The following is a 17,104-nucleotide window of genomic DNA, read 5'->3' as shown; positions in this document are numbered from 1 at the left end:
TGGTCTGAGCCCCGCTGCCGGTTCAGAGCCGGCTGGCTGAAAGTTCAGAGCCGGCAGGCATAAAAGTTCAGAGCCGGGACAGCCGGTACGCGAAATTGGCGGGGGACTGCGCTTCGACCTGGAAATGCAGCACCGTTTCCTTGGGCAGGTAGATCACGCTTTCGCGCCGTGATCCGCAGCGGAGGCTGAGGTCCACCATGGTGAATTCGTCATTGCGGACTTTGAAGTCGACGCGCCGCTGGCTGCGGCACACCAGCACCAGGACGTAGGTTCCGGCGGGGAGGGGCTCCGTGGCGTCCGTTCGGACTTCTTCCGCGCGCAACAGGCCGAACGTCCTATGCGCCACCTGCAGGCCGGGCCCCACCTGGGACTCCGTCAGCCAGGCCTCCATTTCAGCCTCGCTGACGGGATCGTTCCGCCACAGCTCAGCGCTCGGCCCCGGCTCGGTCACCTCCGGCGCGGCCGGGGCCTCGGCGGGACGCCACCCTTCGTCGTACGTGTATTCACATCCGGCGAGCGCAGTTCCGGCCACGAGTGCGCCCGCCGTCCAGAGTACGACGGCGGCCCTCACCCGGGTGCGCACGGAGACTGACCGGGACGGGCAAGCGCCCGGACGAAGTACCGCCCTGCGGGGCGGCGGCGCCCCCTGCGTTGCGGGCATACTCCGACTCTATGCCGGGCAGGGACCCCAATCCAGAGCCTCGGGCATCACCCGTCCGGCGGTCAGCCGCATGGTGGATTCGAAGGGACTTAACCCGCAGTTACCAGCTGGTAGGCGTAGATCAGCGGTGCGTCGACGCTGGAGGCGCTGAGCTGCAGCGGTCCGGGTTCCGGGAGTGTGATTTTGATGGACTCCCGGGCACCGTAGCAGGCGGCCCCGAGGTCGGCGAGTTCCTTGCCTCCGGACCGCACTGCGAGGAAGGCCTTGCCGCCGCCTTCACAGACGAGTGTCAGCGTGTACTTGCCTGCCGGCACGTTCTCCGTATGGTCAATGGGTTGGGCGTTGAGAATCTTGCCGGAGTCCTCGGCAACAACGCCGCTGGCCGACGGCAGTGCCGTGGCTTTCCAGGCCGGCACATCGGCGTTCTCCACCGAAAGCTGCTGCGCGCAGGCAGAGAGGCCCAGGAGGACAGCTGCGGCAGCCACAGCGGAGAGGGCGCGCGGAAAGGACGAAGGAATAACAGCCATGCTTCCAACTTACCCGGCTCCATCTGTGCTCCGTGATTCAGTCCCTTGACCTTGACGCTACGTCAACATTTATCGTTGAACCATCAGCCGGACCAGAACGTCCGAACCATCCCGCAAACAGAGCAGGAAAGGAAGAATACATGGACTGGTCCATCCAGGACATCGTCCGGATCGCAGGGACCACCAGCAGGACGCTGCGGCACTATGACGACATCGGCCTGCTCAAGCCCAGCCGCACCGGCCACAACGGTTACCGCTACTACAACCAGGCGGCGCTGGTGCAGCTCCAGCGCATCCTGCTTCTGCGCGGGCTGGGGCTGGGCCTGCCGGTGATCAGCCAGGTGCTCGACGATGAAACGGACGCCGCCCAGGCACTCACCGGGCATCTCGAATGGCTCAAGCAGGAACAGGACAGGCTTGCGCGGCAGATCGCGTCGGTCACACAAACCATCGAGGCAGTGAAAGGAGGTGGCGAAATCATGGCAGAAGACATGTTCAACGGTTTCGACCACACCCAGTACAAGGACGAAGTGGAGGAACGCTGGGGCAAGGACGCCTACGCGAAGGGGGATTCGTGGTGGCGCGGCATGAGCACCGAGGAGAAGGCGGCGTGGAAGCAGCGCTCGCAGCAGCTGGGCGAGGACTGGATCGCCGCCGCCACTGGGGGTATAGCACCGGACAGCGCGGAGGCCCAGGACATCGCGAGGCGGCACGTCGAATGGCTGACCGGCATCCCGGGCACCCCGGCGTCGGACGCCCGCGGCCAGGCTGACGGCAAGGGCAACGCTGACGTCAAGGCATACGTCACCGGGCTCGGCGAAATGTACGTTGCTGACCCCCGCTTCGCGAAGAACTACGGCGGCGCGGAGGGTGCCGGCTTCGTCCGGGATGCCCTGAAGATCTACGCCGCGGAGAACCTGTAGCCCGTCAGGAGGAAGCGTGCCCGCCAATAGACTTGGGCGGTGACTGATTCCACGCTTTTCCTGGCCGGCAACACCCCCGATGCCCCGCGCAGCGACCTCCCCGGGCTGCTGACGGCGCTCGCCGCGGACCTGCGCCGGGTGGATTACACGCTCGACGGCGTGGCGGGGCTGCTGGGCGAGTCAGCGTACCGCGCGCTGAACCGGGACCAGATCATCCCGGCGCTGCTGGCCACCGAAAGCGCCCTTCAGATTGATGCGGCAGGGGGTGAGGCTGCGCACGGTGAGAAGACGACGGCGGCGCTCGCCGCCGTCGTCCGTCTCTGGCTCCTGGCGGAACCGCAAAAACGGGAAACGCTCGACGCCGCGCTGCCGGGAGTACGGGCGGACGGCCTGGTGGAGCTGGGGCTGCTCGAGCCCGTGCCCGGCCCAGATCGGCCCGGCCCTGAGCTGCCCGCCGCCGATCAGCCGGCGCAGGACTTGCTGCAGGCGAAAGCGGATCTGCGGCCGTACGGCTGGGACGCCAATGAGGACGGCAGCGGCGGCGCCGAGCTCTGGGTGGCCAGCGACCTCGCCGCGCACCAGCAGGCCGGCATGCTCCGGCACGACCACGTGCTGGGGATCGGGCAGGCGTCCACCACGCTGGTGCAGACCACCGTCCGCCGCCACGTCGCCAAGGCCCTGGACCTGGGCACGGGCTGCGGCATCCAGTCCTTCCACCTCCTGCACCATGCCGAGCACGTGACGGCAACGGACATCTCAACACGGGCGCTGGCCTTCACCCGGTTCAACCTCCTGCTTAATGCCGCGGCCCTGCACCTGGACCCGGACATGCTGGAGGGCCGGGTCAGCCTTCGGCTGGGTTCGCTCCTGGAGCCGGTGGCCGGGGAGGAATTCGAGCTGGTGGTGTCCAACCCGCCGTTTGTGATCACGCCGCGGACCTTGGGCGAGCACGCGTCCGGGCAGTTCACCTACCGTGACGGCGGGCTGCCCGGCGATGACATTGTGTCCTCGCTCGTGGCGGCGCTGCCCGGTGCCCTGGCCCCGGGCGGCACCGCGCAGCTGCTGGGCAACTGGGAAATTCCCGCGGGGACCGAGTGGTACATACGGCCCAAGAGCTGGATCGGTCCGGACGCGGATGCCTGGTTCATCCAGCGCGAGCAGGTGGGCCCGGAGCAGTACGCCGAAACGTGGCTGCAGGACGCGTCCGAATCCCGCGACCGGAAGCATTACCGGGACGCCTACGCCGCCTACCTGGCGGACTTCGCCTCCCGGAACGTGGCGGGGATCGGCTTCGGGATGATCTGGCTGCGCCGGCCGCTGTCGGAATCCGGCGCCGCCTCCATCAGCCGTTTCGAGGAAATCACGTACCCCATTGAGCAGCCCATCGGGCCTCACGTGGGCGCCGCCGTCGAGCGTTCCGACTGGCTGGCCGCCAACAGCCTGGCGGACGCGCACCTGCTCGTCGCGGACGACGTCACCGAGGAACGCCATCAGCGCCCCGGCGCCGAGCACCCCGGCGTGATCCTGCTGCGCCAGGGCGCGGGCCTGCGCCGGACCAATCTGCTCACCACCGAACTCGCCGGATTTGTCTCCGCCTCCGACGGTGACCTCTCCGTCGGCCAGATCATCGGAGCCCTCGCGGCGCTGCTCGGCGGGAGCCTTGCCGGAGAGGGCGGGTTCGACGGCGACGCGTTCCGGACCAGGCTGCTCGACGACGTCGCGAACCTGGTCAGCGACGGTTTCTTGGTTCCTTCCGAGCCTGCTGAATAGCGGTTTGGCGGGCCCCGGAACACCCCAAATCGGGGTCCCGGATGTGCCTGATGAGTCAACGGGTTTTCCACATGAATGCGCACTATTGTCCAAAATATGGTGAACTAGGCCAATATGGGCTCATCTGCCCGAGCAACCTTTTTCTGTAGGAGCACCGTGCCAAGCAAGGCCAAAACAGGCAAGAAACTCGTGATTGTGGAGTCTCCGGCCAAGAGCAAGACCATCGCCAAGTACCTCGGCGAGGGCTTCATCGTAGAGGCCTCCATTGGTCACATCCGCGACCTGCCGCAGCCGTCTGAGCTTCCTGCAGAACTGAAGAAAACCTCGGTGGGCAAGTTCGCCGTCGACATCGAAAACGACTTCAAACCGTATTACGTGGTGTCCGCGGACAAGCGGAAAAAGGTCACCGAGCTGAAGGCCGCGCTCAAGGATGCCGACGCCCTCTATCTCGCAACCGATGGGGACCGCGAGGGCGAGGCCATCGCGTGGCACCTGCTGGAAGTGCTCAAGCCCAAGGTCCCCGTGTACCGGATGACGTTCGGCGAAATCACCAAGGAAGCCATTCACCGCGCCATGGACAACCTGCGCGATGTTGATACCGCCCTGGTGGACGCCCAGGAAACCCGCCGCGTCCTGGACCGGCTCTACGGCTACGAGATTTCCCCCGTGCTCTGGCGCAAGGTTGCCCGCGGCCTGTCCGCCGGGCGCGTCCAGTCCGTGGTCACCCGCATGGTGGTGGACCGTGAACGCGAACGCATGGCCTTCAAGGCCGCCTCGTACTGGGACCTGACGGGCCAGTTCGGCGCCGGTTCCGGTTCGTTCAAGGCGAAACTCGCTGCGGTTGACGGGGCCAAGGTCGCTTCGGGCAGGGACTTTAACGACGACGGTGTCCTCACGTCGCGCAATGCCGCGCACCTCAACGAGGAACTCGCCACGTCACTGGCCGCCGGTCTCCAGGATGCGGACTTCCGCGTCCGGTCCGTGGACACCAAGCCGTACACACGCCGTCCGGCGGCGCCGTTCACCACTTCCACGCTGCAGCAAGAGGCCGGCCGCAAGCTCCGCTTCTCCTCAAAGAGCACCATGCAGGTGGCCCAGCGGCTGTACGAAAACGGCTACATCACCTATATGCGTACCGACTCCTCGGCGCTGAGCGACGAAGCCGTCACGGCCGCCCGCCGCCAGGCCTCCGAGCTGTACGGCCCGGAGTACATCCCGGCGTCGCCCCGCGTGTACACCAGCAAGGCTGCGAACGCGCAGGAAGCCCACGAGGCCATCCGCCCCGCCGGTGACTCCTTCCGCACCCCGGCGCAGGTGGCCAAGCAGCTCTCCGGCGACGAGTTCCGCCTGTACGAACTGATCTGGAAGCGCACCGTCGCATCCCAGATGGGTGACGCCAAGGGCTCGACGGCGACCATCCGCCTGGGTGCCGTGGCCACCGATGGCCGGGACGCTGAGTTCTCCGCCTCCGGTACCGTCATCACGTTCCCGGGCTTCCTGGCCGCCTATGAAGAAGGCAAGGACGAAAGCCGCGGGGACGACGACTCCGACGAAGCCCGGCGGCTGCCGAACGTGGCCAAGGACGATGCCCTCACGGCGTCGGACATTGTGGCTGTGGGCCACGAAACCTCGCCGCCGCCGCGCTTCACCGAAGCGTCGCTGACGGCCGAGCTGGAGAAGAAGGGCATCGGCCGCCCGTCGACCTACGCCTCCACCATTTCCACCATCCAGGACCGCGGCTACGTCCGGAAGCAGGGTTCCGCGCTGGTGCCCAGCTGGATCGCGTTCTCCGTGATCCGCCTGCTTGAGCAGCACTTCACGGACTATGTGGACTACGAGTTCACGGCGGACATGGAAGGCGACCTGGACAAGATCGCCAACGGCCAGGCCGTTGGGTCCGCCTGGCTCAAGCACTTCTACTACGGCGAAGACTCCGACCCGGGCCTGCTCAGCATCGTGAACAACCTGGGCGAGATCGACGCCCGGGAAATCAACTCTATTCCCATCACGGATGAGATCACGCTGCGGGTGGGCAAATTCGGCCCGTACCTGGAAAGCTCCGCTGCCACGGTGGACGCCAAGACCGGCGAAATCGTGGAGAACTCCCGCGCCAACGTCCCCGAGGACCTGGCGCCGGACGAACTGACGGCGGCGAAGGCCATCGAACTGATGGAAACGGCTGCGCCGGAAGAACGCGTACTGGGCGACGACCCCCACACCGGCCACAGCGTTGTCGCCAAGAACGGCCGCTACGGCGCGTACGTCACCGAAGTCATCCCGGAGATGACCGAGGAACAGCTGGCCAACCAGCCCGTGGAGTACTACAAGAACGGCAAGCCGAAGCCGCCGAAAAAGCCCGTCAAGGCCAAGCCGCGCACCGGTTCGCTGTTCGCGTCCATGACGGTGGATTCCGTGACCCTGGACGAAGCGCTGCAGCTGATGAGCCTGCCCCGCGCCCTGGGTGAGGACGCCGAAGGCAACCTCATCACGGTGCAGAACGGCCGCTTCGGTCCGTACCTGAAGAAGGGCACGGACTCCCGCTCCATCGGCACCGAAGAGGAAATCTTCACCATCACGCTGGAGCAGGCACTGGAGATCTACTCCCAGCCCAAGCAGCGCGGCGCCCGTGCCGCGGTGGCCCCGCTGGCCGAGTTCGGACCGGACCCCGTTTCCGAGAAGAACATCGTGGTGAAGGAAGGCCGCTTCGGCCCGTACATCACCGACGGCATCACCAACATCACCGTCCCGCGGTCCACGTCGCTGGAGGAACTGACCCGCGAACAGGCCATTGAACTCCTCGCCGAGAAGCGGGCCAAGGGTCCGGTCAAGCGCGCCACAACGGCCCGCAAGCCCCCGGCCAAGAAGAAGGCTCCAGCTAAAAAATAAGCGCCGGGTGTTCGGTCGGCCCAACTCCGCCCTGTGGTGGAGCCGGTTGAAACAGTAGAAAACGGGAGGGGAGGAATCCGGCAGCGTGCGTCTAAGGTGGGCCCACTGCGACGGGGTTCCCTGGCCGAGCTTGCGAGGTTAGGGAGTCGCTGGGGAGGAACGAGCGAGCACGCCGAGGATTTCGCTCCTCCCGTTTGCGGTTTGCGCCGGGCTCTCCAACGTGGTCGAGTAGATACATGACTGAACAGCCCGGCACAGCCGATCTCACGCCGCTCAACGAACTCGAAGAGAAGCTCGCCCTGGGCGGCCAGCCCGAGGGCAGCCCGGTGGACGTCATCCTGTCCTTCCTCAACAGCGAGGTCTACGTCATCAGCACTGACGGGATCGAGGGGGAGGATTCCCAGGTGGAGCCGCTGGTATTGGCGAACGCCGACGGCGAGCCCGTCCTTGCGGTGTTCTCGCACCCCAGCCGCGTTGACGAGCAGTATCTTGAGGCGGCCCCGAACGTCCTGGGGACCCAGGGTGCAGCCATCATCGCCAACATTGGCGAGGAATTGGGCATGGTGATCAACCCCGGCGCTGCGTACGGGTTTGAGATCAACCCGGAGGGCGTCGCCAACATCAAGCGCGACTTCAAGCGGGCGGATGAGCTTCCCGACGGCGCACCCGAGGACGCCTCCGCAAACTGACATCTTTAGTACAGGTTGTGAGTGAGGGCCCGGGCGGGGGAATAATGGCAGGATGCGGCTAGGCGTCCTTGATATCGGGTCAAACACTGTCCACCTTCTCCTGGTGGATGCCCACCCTGGCGCGCGTCCGGTGCCTTTTGCGTCGCACAAACGGCCCATATCCCTGGTCCAATACCTGGATACCGACGGCAACATCACCGACGAAGGGCAGCACGAGCTGACCGAATTCGTCCTTGAAGCCTGGGAGTTTGCCGCCAGGCACAAAGCGGACGACCTTCTGGCTTTCTGTACGTCTGCCATCCGTGAAGCCACTAACGGCCCTGCAGTGCTGGCCCGGGTCAAGCACGAAACCACTGTCACCCTGCAGGAACTGACCGGCAGCGAAGAAGCCTCCATGACCTTCTTCGCCGTCCGCCGCTGGTACGGCTGGGGTGCGGGCCCGATCCTGAACCTGGACATCGGCGGCGGCTCCTTCGAAATGGCCTTCGGGCAGGACGAACTGCCCGAAGTGGCCACTTCGGTGCCGCTGGGCGCCAGCCGCCTGACCCGCGACTGGCTGGCTGAGGACCCGCCTTCCGCCAAGAGCGTCAAAGAGCTGCGCCGCTACATCCGGGCCACCCTCGCCCCGGCGGTCAGGCAGTTCGACGGCCTGGGCCGCGCCAACGTTGTGGCTGGAACCTCCAAGACCTTCCGGTCGCTCGCCAGGGTCGCCGGAGCAGCCCCGAGCGCAGCAGGGCCCTACGTGAAGCGCACACTTAACGCCACGGATCTGGGCGTGTGGGCGCAGCGCATTTCAGCCATGAAGTCCGAGGACCGGCTCTTTCTGCCCGGCGTGTCAGAGGCCCGCGCGCACCAACTGCTCGCCGGGGCTCTGGTGGCCGAGGCTGCCTTGGAAATGTTCAAGTTCAAGAAGATCAGGATCTGCCCGTGGGCGCTGCGTGAAGGGCTGATCCTGCGCCGGCTCGACCAGCTGGTATTCGCCGGTCCGCTGGATCCGGCCCCGCATATCATGGAGCCCGCCGCGGCACGCCAGACGATCGAGGCTTCACCCGCCTAAGGCCCGCCGCGGCTTGAAAACAGCGTTAACGCGAAAGCGCCGGCGTCCACAGCAGGAAAATGGGGGAAAACCTGCTGCAAACCACCGGCGCCTCGGGCAAACATCCCCATGCTTGCCGCATCACTCGCACCCTCAATGAGGTAATAACTACGTTAGGCGGCGAAGTTGTGTGCAAGCTGCAGCGAACATGGGAGTCGGCTGTGAATCGGTTTCGGCGGGTTCCCGGTTTTTCCGATTCGTTTCCATTTCTGCAACGGCCCACCCGAACTGCAATGATGGAAGCATGAGCAACCGAATCGCCTTCCTGGGCTGTGGATCCATGAACGAAGCCATCCTGTCCGGCCTCCTGGCCGCCGGGACGGACCCCGCCGACGTCATAGCCACAGTCAGGCGTGCGGAACGCGCCGAGGAGCTGGCTTTGCGCCACCACGGCATCACGGCCGTCGCTGGCGAAGAGGAACCGGACAACAACAAAGACGCGGCCAAGGGCTCCGCGGTGGTGATCCTTGGCGTCAAACCCGTGGGCACCGTCGACCTGGCGCGCGAGATCAGCCGCTCCCTGTCACCGAAGGCCATCGTTGTCAGCGTGGCCGCAGCCGTGTCGCTGGCGCAACTGGAAGCTGCGCTGCCTCCCGGACAGCCGGTGATCCGCGCTATGCCGAACACCCCTGCCAAGCTGGGCCGCGGCGTCGTGTCCGTCTCACCCGGAACCAACTGCACGCCGGAACAGCTCCAGACCGTCAAGGACATCCTTCGGGCCACTGGCACTGTGGTGGAGGTGCGCGAGGATCAGGTAGATGCGTTGTCGGCCATCAGCGGCTCGGGTCCCGCCTACGCGTTCTACCTGGCCGAGGCCATGGCAGCTGCCGGCGTCGAGCTGGGCCTGGATCCCGAGTTGTCGCTGCTCCTTGCGCGGGAGACAGTCGCAGGCGCGGGCTTCATGCTGGCCGAGCCGGGCGCCGATCCCTCGGCCCTGCGCAAGGGAGTGACCAGCCCCAACGGAACCACAGAAAGGGCCATCGCCACCTTCGACGACCGGGGCATTCCGGCCATCATCGCCGCCGGCGCCCGCGCCGCAGCGGACCGCTCCGCAGAGATCACCAGGCAGCTCGGCTGACATCTTCGCGGGTGGGGACTACGGCCGCGCCGCGAACCGTTCCAGCAGGTCCACGTGCCCGGACACGATCAGCATGTCGCGGGCGGACACCTTGGTTTCCGGGCGGGCGTAGGTGAAGTCCTCGCCGGGCGACTTCACGCCCACGATGGTCACGCCATACTTGGAACGCACCTTGGACTCATCCAGTGTGAAGCCCACCGTCTCGCGCGGCGGGTACATTTTCACGATGGCGAAGTCGTCGTCGAACTCGATGAAGTCCAGCATGCGGCCGGAGACCAGGTGTGCGGCACGGACGCCGGCGTCGGCCTCGGGGTAGATCACGTGGTTCGCGCCGATCCGGGTGAGGATCTTGCCGTGTGATGGCGTGATGGCCTTGACCCAGAGGTGCTCGATGCCCAGGTCCACCAGGTTCACGGTGATCAGCACGGAGGACTCGATCGAGGTGCCCACGCCACAAACGGCGGAGCTGAACTCCTGTGCACCGAGCTGGCGCAGCGCATCAATATTGGTGGCGTCCGCCTCCACCACGTGGGTGAGGAGCGGCGCCCACTTCTGGACCAGGTTCCGGTCGCGTTCGATCGCCAGCACCTCGCGGCCCTGTTTCACGAGCTGCTCGGCTGTGGACGAGCCGAAGCGGCCCAGCCCGATCACCAGGACCGGCGCGTTGTGGGCGGGGCGGTTGGGGGCGCCTGAGGAATTAGCCAATGATGGGCCTCTCTTCCGGGTAGTGGTACAGCTGGCTGCGCTGGCGCAGGGCCAGGCCAGCTGCAAGGGTGACAGTGCCGACGCGGCCCGCGAACATCAGGGCGGTGAGGACATACACGCCCGACGGCGGCAGTTCGGCACTGAGGTTTGTGCTCAGTCCCACGGTGGCAAAGGCTGAAATGGTTTCGAACAGCACGCGGTCCAGGGATGCGCCGCTGATCTGCAGCAGCAGGAACGCTGAGACGGAGACCAACGTGGCGCCGGCGACGATCACTGAGATGGCCACCCGCATGGTGCCCTGCGGGATGGTCCGGCCATACACCTTCACGTCGGAGTCGCCGCGGGCCTCCGCGGCGATGGCGAGGAACATCACGGCGATGGTGGTCACCTTGATGCCGCCCGCCGTGGACGCCGAACCGCCGCCGGCGAACATCAGCGCGTCCGTCAGCAGCATGGTGGTGGATTCCATGTGGTTCTGGTCCACCAGGTTGAAACCGCCCGAGCGGGTCATGACGGAGGCGAAGAGGGAGTGCGTGATCTTGTCGCCGAGCTCCATGTGGCCGATGGTCCGGGCGTTGTCCCACTCCATCAGCGCCCACAGCAGCGTGCCGGCGGCCAGCAGGATGAAGGACACCTGGATGGTGAGCTTGGTGTGGAGATTCCACTTTTTCCAGTTGAGCCCGTTCTGCTGCAGGACCATGACCACGGGAAAACCCAGGCTGCCCAGGAACACGCCGAGCATCAGCGGGATGAGGATCCACAGGTCGGTCTCGTACGGCACAATGCCATCCGAATGCGGGGTGAAGCCGGCGTTGTTGAAGGAGGAAATTGAGTAGAAGACTCCATGCCATACCGACTGCCAGAAGGGCTCGCCCAACGTCATGAACCGGGGGATCAGCGCCAGCGCCAGGACGCCCTCGATTACCACGGAGGTCACGATGACGATCCGCAGCAGAGTACCCACTTCACCGAGCCGGCCGGCGTTGTTCATGGCTTCCTGCGCGATGAGCTTGCCGCGGACGCCAAGCTTCTTGCTCACCATGAGGGCCAGCAGCGACGCGAGGGTCAGGGTTCCCAAGCCGCCCACGAAGATGCCGATCAGGATGACCAGCTGGCCGAAGAAGGACCAGTGCACCGCCGTCGAAACAACCGTCAGGCCGGTCACACAGACCGCGGACACCGCCGTGAACATTGCCTGGTGTATCGGAGTGGCTGTGCCGGTGGCGGAGGAGATGGGCAGCGAGAGGATGAACGTAAAGACCAGGCAGACCGCCCCGAAGGCGCTCAGGGCAAGCCGGGCGGGCGACGTATTGGCAATATCGTCAACGAAGTCGCGTACGCGGGTGAAGATCCAGAGGCCTTCGCGCTCCGGTGCGGCGGGGTGCCAGCTTGCCGGGTTCCGGGGCCTCGTCTGGCGTTGCGTCATGGGGGGCTTTTCCTCGGTTGAAACTGTTTCCTCCAGTAGTAAACCACTAATGCCCGCGTAATGGCCGGGCTGGGGCAGTGGCGTCCTCCGGTAGCCTGTCATTGATGACATTCCTGCCCGGTCTCAGCCAGCCTGCGCCACCAACGATGGTGGTGTGGAATTCGGCCATGACGGCCTACAATTTTGGCCCGGGCCACCCGATGGCTCCTGAGCGCATGGACCTGACGGCCCGCTTGGCCCGGAGCTTGGGCCTGCTGGACCTTGCGCATGTGTCCGTGGAGGCTCCGGAGGTTGCGTCGGATGCCGAACTGGAAACCGTGCACTCGCCTGAGTTTGTGGCCGCGGTTCGCCGGGTCAGCGATGACCCGACGTCGCCGGATGAAGCCCGCGGACTTGGCACCGACGACGATCCTGCCTTCGCCGGCATGCACGACGCCGCCGCGAGGCTCGCCGGCGGATCGCTGATCGCTGCGTCCGCCATCCTGGACGGATCCGCGCTCCACGCCGTGAACTTCGGCGGCGGCCTGCACCACGCGGCCCGCGACCGTGCCAGCGGCTTCTGCATCTACAATGACTCCGCGCTGGCGGTCCAGAGACTGCTCGACGGCGGCATCCGCCGCGTGGCGTACATCGACGTCGATGCGCACCACGGCGACGGGACGGAAAGCATCTTCTGGGACGACCCCCGGGTCCTGACCATTTCCCTGCATGAAAGCGGACTCACGCTGTTCCCAGGGACCGGTTTCGCGAACGAGATCGGCGGTCCGCAGGCTGAGGGCAGTGCCGTCAACATTGCCCTGCCGTCGGGCACCGGCGATGCCGGCTGGCTGCGTGCTTTCCACGCAGTGGTGCCGCAGCTCGTGGGCGCGTTCCAGCCCGAAGTCATCGTGAGCCAGCACGGCTGCGACTCGCACCGGCGTGACCCTCTGGCCCATCTGAACATCAGTGTGGACGGTCAGCGTGAGGCGGCCACCGCCGTCGGGAATCTCGCTGCCCGGCACTGCGAGGGCCGCTGGATCGCCACGGGCGGCGGGGGGTACAGCGTCACCGACGTTGTGCCGCGCTCCTGGAGCCACCTGATCGCCATCGCCGCCGGGCGTCCCGTTCCGCTCCAGACCCCGGTGCCGGAGGATTGGCGCACGTATGTTTCGGACAAGTTCGGCATGGACACCCCGGGCCTCATGGGCGATGACGTGGAGCTCTGGTGGCGGTCCTGGGAAGTGGGGTTCGACCCCAACGACGCCGTGGACCGCACCGTCATGGCCACCCGCAAAGCCGTTTTCCCGCTGCACGGCCTTGATCCCTGGTTCGACTGATCCTTCTTCAACCCACGCGGGGCGGTCACGGGCGAAATAGTTGATGCCTGGCGGCGTATATGTCGCTAGGGTGGGAGGCATGGTGACAGACGACGTATTTGCCGTCATTGCGGAAGCAACCCGGCGCGACATTTTGGTATCCCTGCGCGCCGGGGACAAGGCAGTGGGCGAGCTGGTGGAAGAACTCTCCGCAAGCCAGCCCACCATTTCTAAGCACCTGAAAGTCCTCCGCGAGGCGCAGCTGGTGAGCATGCGGGCGCAGGGCCAGAAGCGCTACTACGCGCTGAACCCCAAACCGCTTGAGGGGATCGTCAGCTGGCTGGAGACGTTCGACGTCGGCCCGGCGGCCGCCGTCGCCAAGTCACCTCGCGCGGAGGCGGACGCCGGCACCGAACGGCCCGTGGCTACCCCGCTGTCGGACAACGTGGCCGCTGCCGCCGTCCTCGAGCGCACGGGCGCCGAACTGAGCCCCGCCGTCGTGATTCCCGGCGGCACCGTGGCCCCGCTCAGCGACGACACCGTCCCGCAGCAGATCGGCCGCACCGTGGGCCGAGCCGCCACAAAGGCCGCGGACCTGCTGGCCAACCTCCCGAATCTGCCCAAGTTCGGCCGCAAAAAGTAGCCCCTAACCCAAAGTAGGTAGCAGTAAGTGTCGTTTTGAGGGCTCAAAACGACACTTACTGCTACCTAGTTGGGCGAGCAGCGTTACTTGTTGAGCAGGTGCACGTGGTCCGGGGTCAGCTCGGAGATCTTGCTTACGCCCAGCAGCGCCATGGTGCGGGCCATGTCCTTCTCGAGGATCTGCAGGGTGCGGTCCACGCCCGCCCGGCCGCCTGCCATCAGGCCGTACAGGTACGCGCGGCCAATCAGCGTGAAGTCCGCGCCCAGGGCCAGCGCGGCAATGATGTCGGCGCCGCTCATGATGCCGGTGTCCAGCATGATGGCCGCGTCCGAGTTGTCCTTGGTGAAGGCCTCCTTGACGCCCGGCAGCAGGTGGAACGGGATGGGCGCGCGGTCCAGCTGGCGGCCGCCGTGGTTGGAGAGCACCACGCCGTCGGCGCCGTGGTCCACCACCTTGCGGGCGTCCTCAACGGTCTGGATGCCCTTGACCACGAGTTTGCCCTTCCAGGTTTCGCGCAGCCAGTCCAGGTCCTCGAACGTCAGCGTGGGGTCGAACATCGAGTTGATGAGGTCGGCGACGGTCCCGGTGTACCGGGATAGCGAGGCAAAGGTCAGCGGCTCGTGCGTGAGGAAGTTGAACCACCAGGCCGGGCGGTAGGACGCATCCAGCACGGTCTTGATAGTCAGTGCCGGTGGGATGGTCATGCCGTTGCGGACGTCGCGGAGGCGGGCGCCGGCGACGGCGGTGTCCACGGTGACCATCAGGGTGTCGTTGCCGGCCTTGGCGGCGCGCTCGATCAGTTCCAGCGAACGGTCGCGGTCCGTCCACAGGTACAGCTGGAACCAGTTGCGGCCGTTCGGCGCGGCGGCGGCAACGTCCTCGATGGACGCCGTGCCCATGGTGGAAAGGGTGTACGGAATGCCGGCGGCCTCTGCTGCCTGCGAGCCGGCGTATTCACCCTCGGACTGCATCATGCGGGTGAAGCCGGTGGGGGCGATGCCCACGGGAAGCCGGGACGGCTTGCCCAGGATGTTGGTGCTGAGGTCGATGCTGGAGACGTTGCGCAGGATGCCGGGCCGGAACTCGATGTCCAAAAAGGCCTCGCGGGCGCGGCGCAGGGTGATCTCGCCCTCGGCGGCGCCGTCCGTGTAGTCGAATGGGGCCTGCGGGGTGCGTCGCTTGGCCATGTCCCGCAGGTCCCAGATGGTGCTGGCGCGCTTGAGCCGCGCTTCCTTGCTGAACTCGGGCTTCTTGAACTGCATCAGCGGGGCCAAGTCCGAGTACTTGGGGATGCGGCGCTTCAGCGCAGCCGGCACCGCTGAAGCGGCCGGACTCGGCGCGGTGGCGGTGGAGGCCGGGACGTCCGTGGCATCCGGGGCCGGGGTGACCTCGGGATTGTTCGGCTGGATGGTGTGGGTCATGGCTGCCTCCGTTGGTGGGCCTGGCGCAGGGGATCGGGCTGTGGTCTAACCACACTCTAGGCCATGTGGTCCAACCACATCAACTACGATAGCGATATGCGTACGCACCAGCTTGTCCTGACCTGGATCGAAAAGCAGCTCTCCGACGGACAGCTGAGTGTGGGCGGACGCCTGCCCGCGGAACGGACGCTCGCCGAGCAGCTGGCGGTTTCCAGGACATCGGTGCGCGAGGCCATCCGCATCCTGGAGGCCATGGGCGTGGTCCGGGCCGGGGTTGGCTCCGGCCCGGAAGCGGGGACGGTGGTGATTTCGGATCCGACGGCGGCGCTCGGCTCCGCGCTGCGGCTCCACGTTGCCACGCAGCATCTGCCCGTGTCCGACATCGTGGAAACACGCATCCTGCTGGAGACCTGGGCGGCTGCACGGGCCAAGCCCGACGCTCCGGAGCTGGACCTGGCCGCCACGCTCCTGGGCGAGATGGACGCCGTCGAACGCGTTGCCCGGACGGCGGATGACTTCCTGGCGCTGGATATCCGGTTCCATCTGGCCCTCGCGGACGCCGCCGGCAATGCCGTGGTCAGCGCCATGATGGGCTCGCTGCGCGAATCCATCCAGGGCTACACCGCCCGGTTTACGGCCAATCTCCCGGACTGGGATGCCACAGCGTCGCGCCTGCAGGCGGAGCACCGGGAGATTCTGGCCGCCATCAGGAACGACGACGGCGCGCGCGCGGCCACACTGGTGGCTGCCCACATCGAGGGGTACTACCGCGAGGGCGGGGTCGGGCGCCCGGCGGAGGGCTGACCCGGCGTCGACATGGCAGTTCGCGGAGGGAATCGGGGCAACTCAGCCGTGGGCCGCAGTACGTGGCGCCTTGGCGGGCCCGCTGCTGGCCCGGATTTCCAGGCGCGGCTGGTACCGGCTGCCCGGGGCGTCGTGGTCTTCCTTGCGGATGAGTGCCCGCAGTTCACGCCAGGCCTGGCCGCCAAGCTCGGCAATCGGAACCGCCGCGGTGGTCAGGGTGGGTGTGGTGTAGCGGGCGAACGGGATGTCGTCGAAGCCGGTGACGGAGATGTCGCCCGGAACGTACACACCGCGTTCGTGCAGGCCGCTCATCAGGCCCATGGCCACGAGGTCGTTGAAGGCCAGGATGCCGGTGGCGCCGCTGGCCAGGACCGAGTCCACCGCCCCGTGGCCGGTATCGAAGTCCGAGCCGCCGTCGAGCATGGTGACGGCCACCTGCGGGTGCCGGGTTTTGAACGCCTCCAGGCCCTCGAGCCGGAGCCCGTTGGAGGCGCTGCCTGCCGGGCCGGCCAGGAAGGCCAGGCGCGTATGGCCGAGGCCCACCAAGTGCTCGGCGAGGTCCTGGACTCCCTGCCCGTAGTCCACCACGAGGCTCGGAATCCCGGCCGCCGCCGTCGTCCGGTTGATCAGGACCAGCGGGTGCAGCGACGGGGCGATTTCCTCGAGCTCGGCATCGCTCATACGCGGGGCGCAGAGCACCAGGCCGTCGCAGCGCCGGCGGGCCTCGCCGGCCAGGATGGCTTCCTCGCTGGAGACTTCGAAGGAATCGGCAATCAGCACGCGGTAGCCGTCCTCCGCCGCAGCCCGGCTCAATCCGCGCAGGATCGCCTGGAAGGTGGGGTTTGCAAGGTCCGGCACCACAATGCCGATGGTGTCCGTTTTTCCCAGCGCCAGGCTGCGCCCCACGGGATTGGGTTGGTATTTGAGCTCGACGGCGGCCGCCCGCACCCGTGCCGCGATGTCCGGGTCCACGGTGAAGTTGCCGTTCATGACGCGCGAAACAGTGGCGTGCGAAACCCCTGCCTTCACGGCAACGTCCGCAATGCCGATCCTGCCGGTTGCCGATTTCCTGGCCATGGCCCTGCCTTTCGTAAGTCCCGGTCCCCGTGATTACCGGCGCCCGTGGGACAGCATACAACGCTCTCGGAAACCGGTTTCCATTCGTTCGGCGCGCCGGATG

15 protein-coding genes are annotated in these 17,104 nt (G+C 66.5%); 9 read left to right on the top strand and 6 right to left on the bottom strand.

The features are described 5' to 3' along the window. Positions 1 to 67: 67 nt before the first annotated feature. Both ACX80X_RS16395 and ACX80X_RS16390 read right to left on the bottom strand, forming a co-directional pair. Complete coding sequence (locus tag ACX80X_RS16395; protein WP_252603247.1) at positions 68 to 661, bottom strand: hypothetical protein; 594 nt, start codon at positions 659 to 661, stop codon at positions 68 to 70. An 89-nt stretch (positions 662 to 750) separates the two neighbouring features. Beyond that, the gene (locus ACX80X_RS16390; protein WP_252603244.1) at positions 751 to 1,188 is read right to left on the bottom strand and encodes a hypothetical protein; all 438 of its coding nucleotides are present in this window, start codon (positions 1,186 to 1,188) and stop codon (positions 751 to 753) included. A gap of 140 nt (positions 1,189 to 1,328) precedes the next feature. Here ACX80X_RS16390 and ACX80X_RS16385 point away from each other — a divergent pair, with 140 nt between their 5' ends. From ACX80X_RS16385 to proC, 6 genes are all read left to right on the top strand, one after another. Then, positions 1,329 to 2,111 (top strand): MerR family transcriptional regulator, encoded by a 783-nt coding sequence (locus tag ACX80X_RS16385; RefSeq protein ID WP_459312683.1) that lies wholly within the window; start codon positions 1,329 to 1,331, stop codon positions 2,109 to 2,111. Positions 2,112 to 2,150: 39 nt separating this feature from the next. Next, the gene (locus ACX80X_RS16380; RefSeq protein WP_459312681.1) at positions 2,151 to 3,881 is read left to right on the top strand and encodes a DUF7059 domain-containing protein; all 1,731 of its coding nucleotides are present in this window, start codon (positions 2,151 to 2,153) and stop codon (positions 3,879 to 3,881) included. 156 nt (positions 3,882 to 4,037) lie between these two features. Next, entirely contained in the window at positions 4,038 to 6,767 is a 2,730-nt protein-coding gene (gene topA, locus ACX80X_RS16375) for a type I DNA topoisomerase (RefSeq protein ID WP_252603235.1), read from the top strand. 236 nt (positions 6,768 to 7,003) lie between these two features. Then, the gene (locus ACX80X_RS16370) at positions 7,004 to 7,456 is read left to right on the top strand and encodes an SseB family protein (protein WP_104060508.1); all 453 of its coding nucleotides are present in this window, start codon (positions 7,004 to 7,006) and stop codon (positions 7,454 to 7,456) included. A gap of 52 nt (positions 7,457 to 7,508) precedes the next feature. Then, a complete protein-coding gene (locus ACX80X_RS16365; protein WP_141141566.1) occupies positions 7,509 to 8,513 on the top strand; it encodes a Ppx/GppA phosphatase family protein in 1,005 nt (334 codons plus the stop codon). A 283-nt stretch (positions 8,514 to 8,796) separates the two neighbouring features. Next, on the top strand, positions 8,797 to 9,630 hold the full coding sequence (proC, locus tag ACX80X_RS16360) for a pyrroline-5-carboxylate reductase (protein WP_459312678.1): 834 nt from the start codon (positions 8,797 to 8,799) through the stop codon (positions 9,628 to 9,630). 18 nt (positions 9,631 to 9,648) lie between these two features. On the opposite strand, the gene ACX80X_RS16355 is transcribed toward proC, so the two are convergent. Continuing rightward, a complete protein-coding gene (locus ACX80X_RS16355) occupies positions 9,649 to 10,335 on the bottom strand; it encodes a potassium channel family protein (RefSeq protein WP_058931335.1) in 687 nt (228 codons plus the stop codon). After that, the gene (locus ACX80X_RS16350) at positions 10,328 to 11,761 is read right to left on the bottom strand and encodes a TrkH family potassium uptake protein (protein ID WP_252603230.1); all 1,434 of its coding nucleotides are present in this window, start codon (positions 11,759 to 11,761) and stop codon (positions 10,328 to 10,330) included. The genes ACX80X_RS16355 and ACX80X_RS16350 overlap by 8 nt, the downstream gene beginning before the upstream one ends. 104 nt (positions 11,762 to 11,865) lie before the next feature. Between ACX80X_RS16350 and ACX80X_RS16345 the strand changes: the two genes are divergently transcribed. Together ACX80X_RS16345 and ACX80X_RS16340 are read left to right on the top strand one after the other, a co-directional pair. After that, positions 11,866 to 13,077, top strand: coding sequence for an acetoin utilization protein AcuC (locus ACX80X_RS16345; RefSeq protein WP_252603227.1), 1,212 nt, complete (start codon positions 11,866 to 11,868; stop codon positions 13,075 to 13,077). Positions 13,078 to 13,156: 79 nt separating this feature from the next. Continuing rightward, positions 13,157 to 13,699 carry an ArsR/SmtB family transcription factor gene (locus tag ACX80X_RS16340; protein WP_252603225.1) on the top strand — a complete coding sequence of 181 codons (543 nt, stop codon included), beginning with the start codon at positions 13,157 to 13,159 and terminating at the stop codon, positions 13,697 to 13,699. 83 nt (positions 13,700 to 13,782) lie between these two features. On the opposite strand, the gene ACX80X_RS16335 is transcribed toward ACX80X_RS16340, so the two are convergent. Then, complete coding sequence (locus ACX80X_RS16335) at positions 13,783 to 15,120, bottom strand: alpha-hydroxy acid oxidase (protein ID WP_305884758.1); 1,338 nt, start codon at positions 15,118 to 15,120, stop codon at positions 13,783 to 13,785. 96 nt (positions 15,121 to 15,216) lie between these two features. Here ACX80X_RS16335 and ACX80X_RS16330 point away from each other — a divergent pair, with 96 nt between their 5' ends. Further along, positions 15,217 to 15,924: a FadR/GntR family transcriptional regulator gene (locus ACX80X_RS16330; protein WP_252599838.1), complete on the top strand. Its 708-nt coding sequence runs from the start codon at positions 15,217 to 15,219 to the stop codon at positions 15,922 to 15,924. A 42-nt stretch (positions 15,925 to 15,966) separates the two neighbouring features. On the opposite strand, the gene ACX80X_RS16325 is transcribed toward ACX80X_RS16330, so the two are convergent. After that, positions 15,967 to 17,001 (bottom strand): LacI family DNA-binding transcriptional regulator, encoded by a 1,035-nt coding sequence (locus ACX80X_RS16325; RefSeq protein ID WP_252599839.1) that lies wholly within the window; start codon positions 16,999 to 17,001, stop codon positions 15,967 to 15,969. Between the last annotated feature and the right edge of the window lie 103 nt (positions 17,002 to 17,104).

Source organism: Pseudarthrobacter sp. MDT3-1 (assembly GCF_054510755.1).
This window is presented reverse-complemented; position numbering and strand designations above follow the sequence as displayed.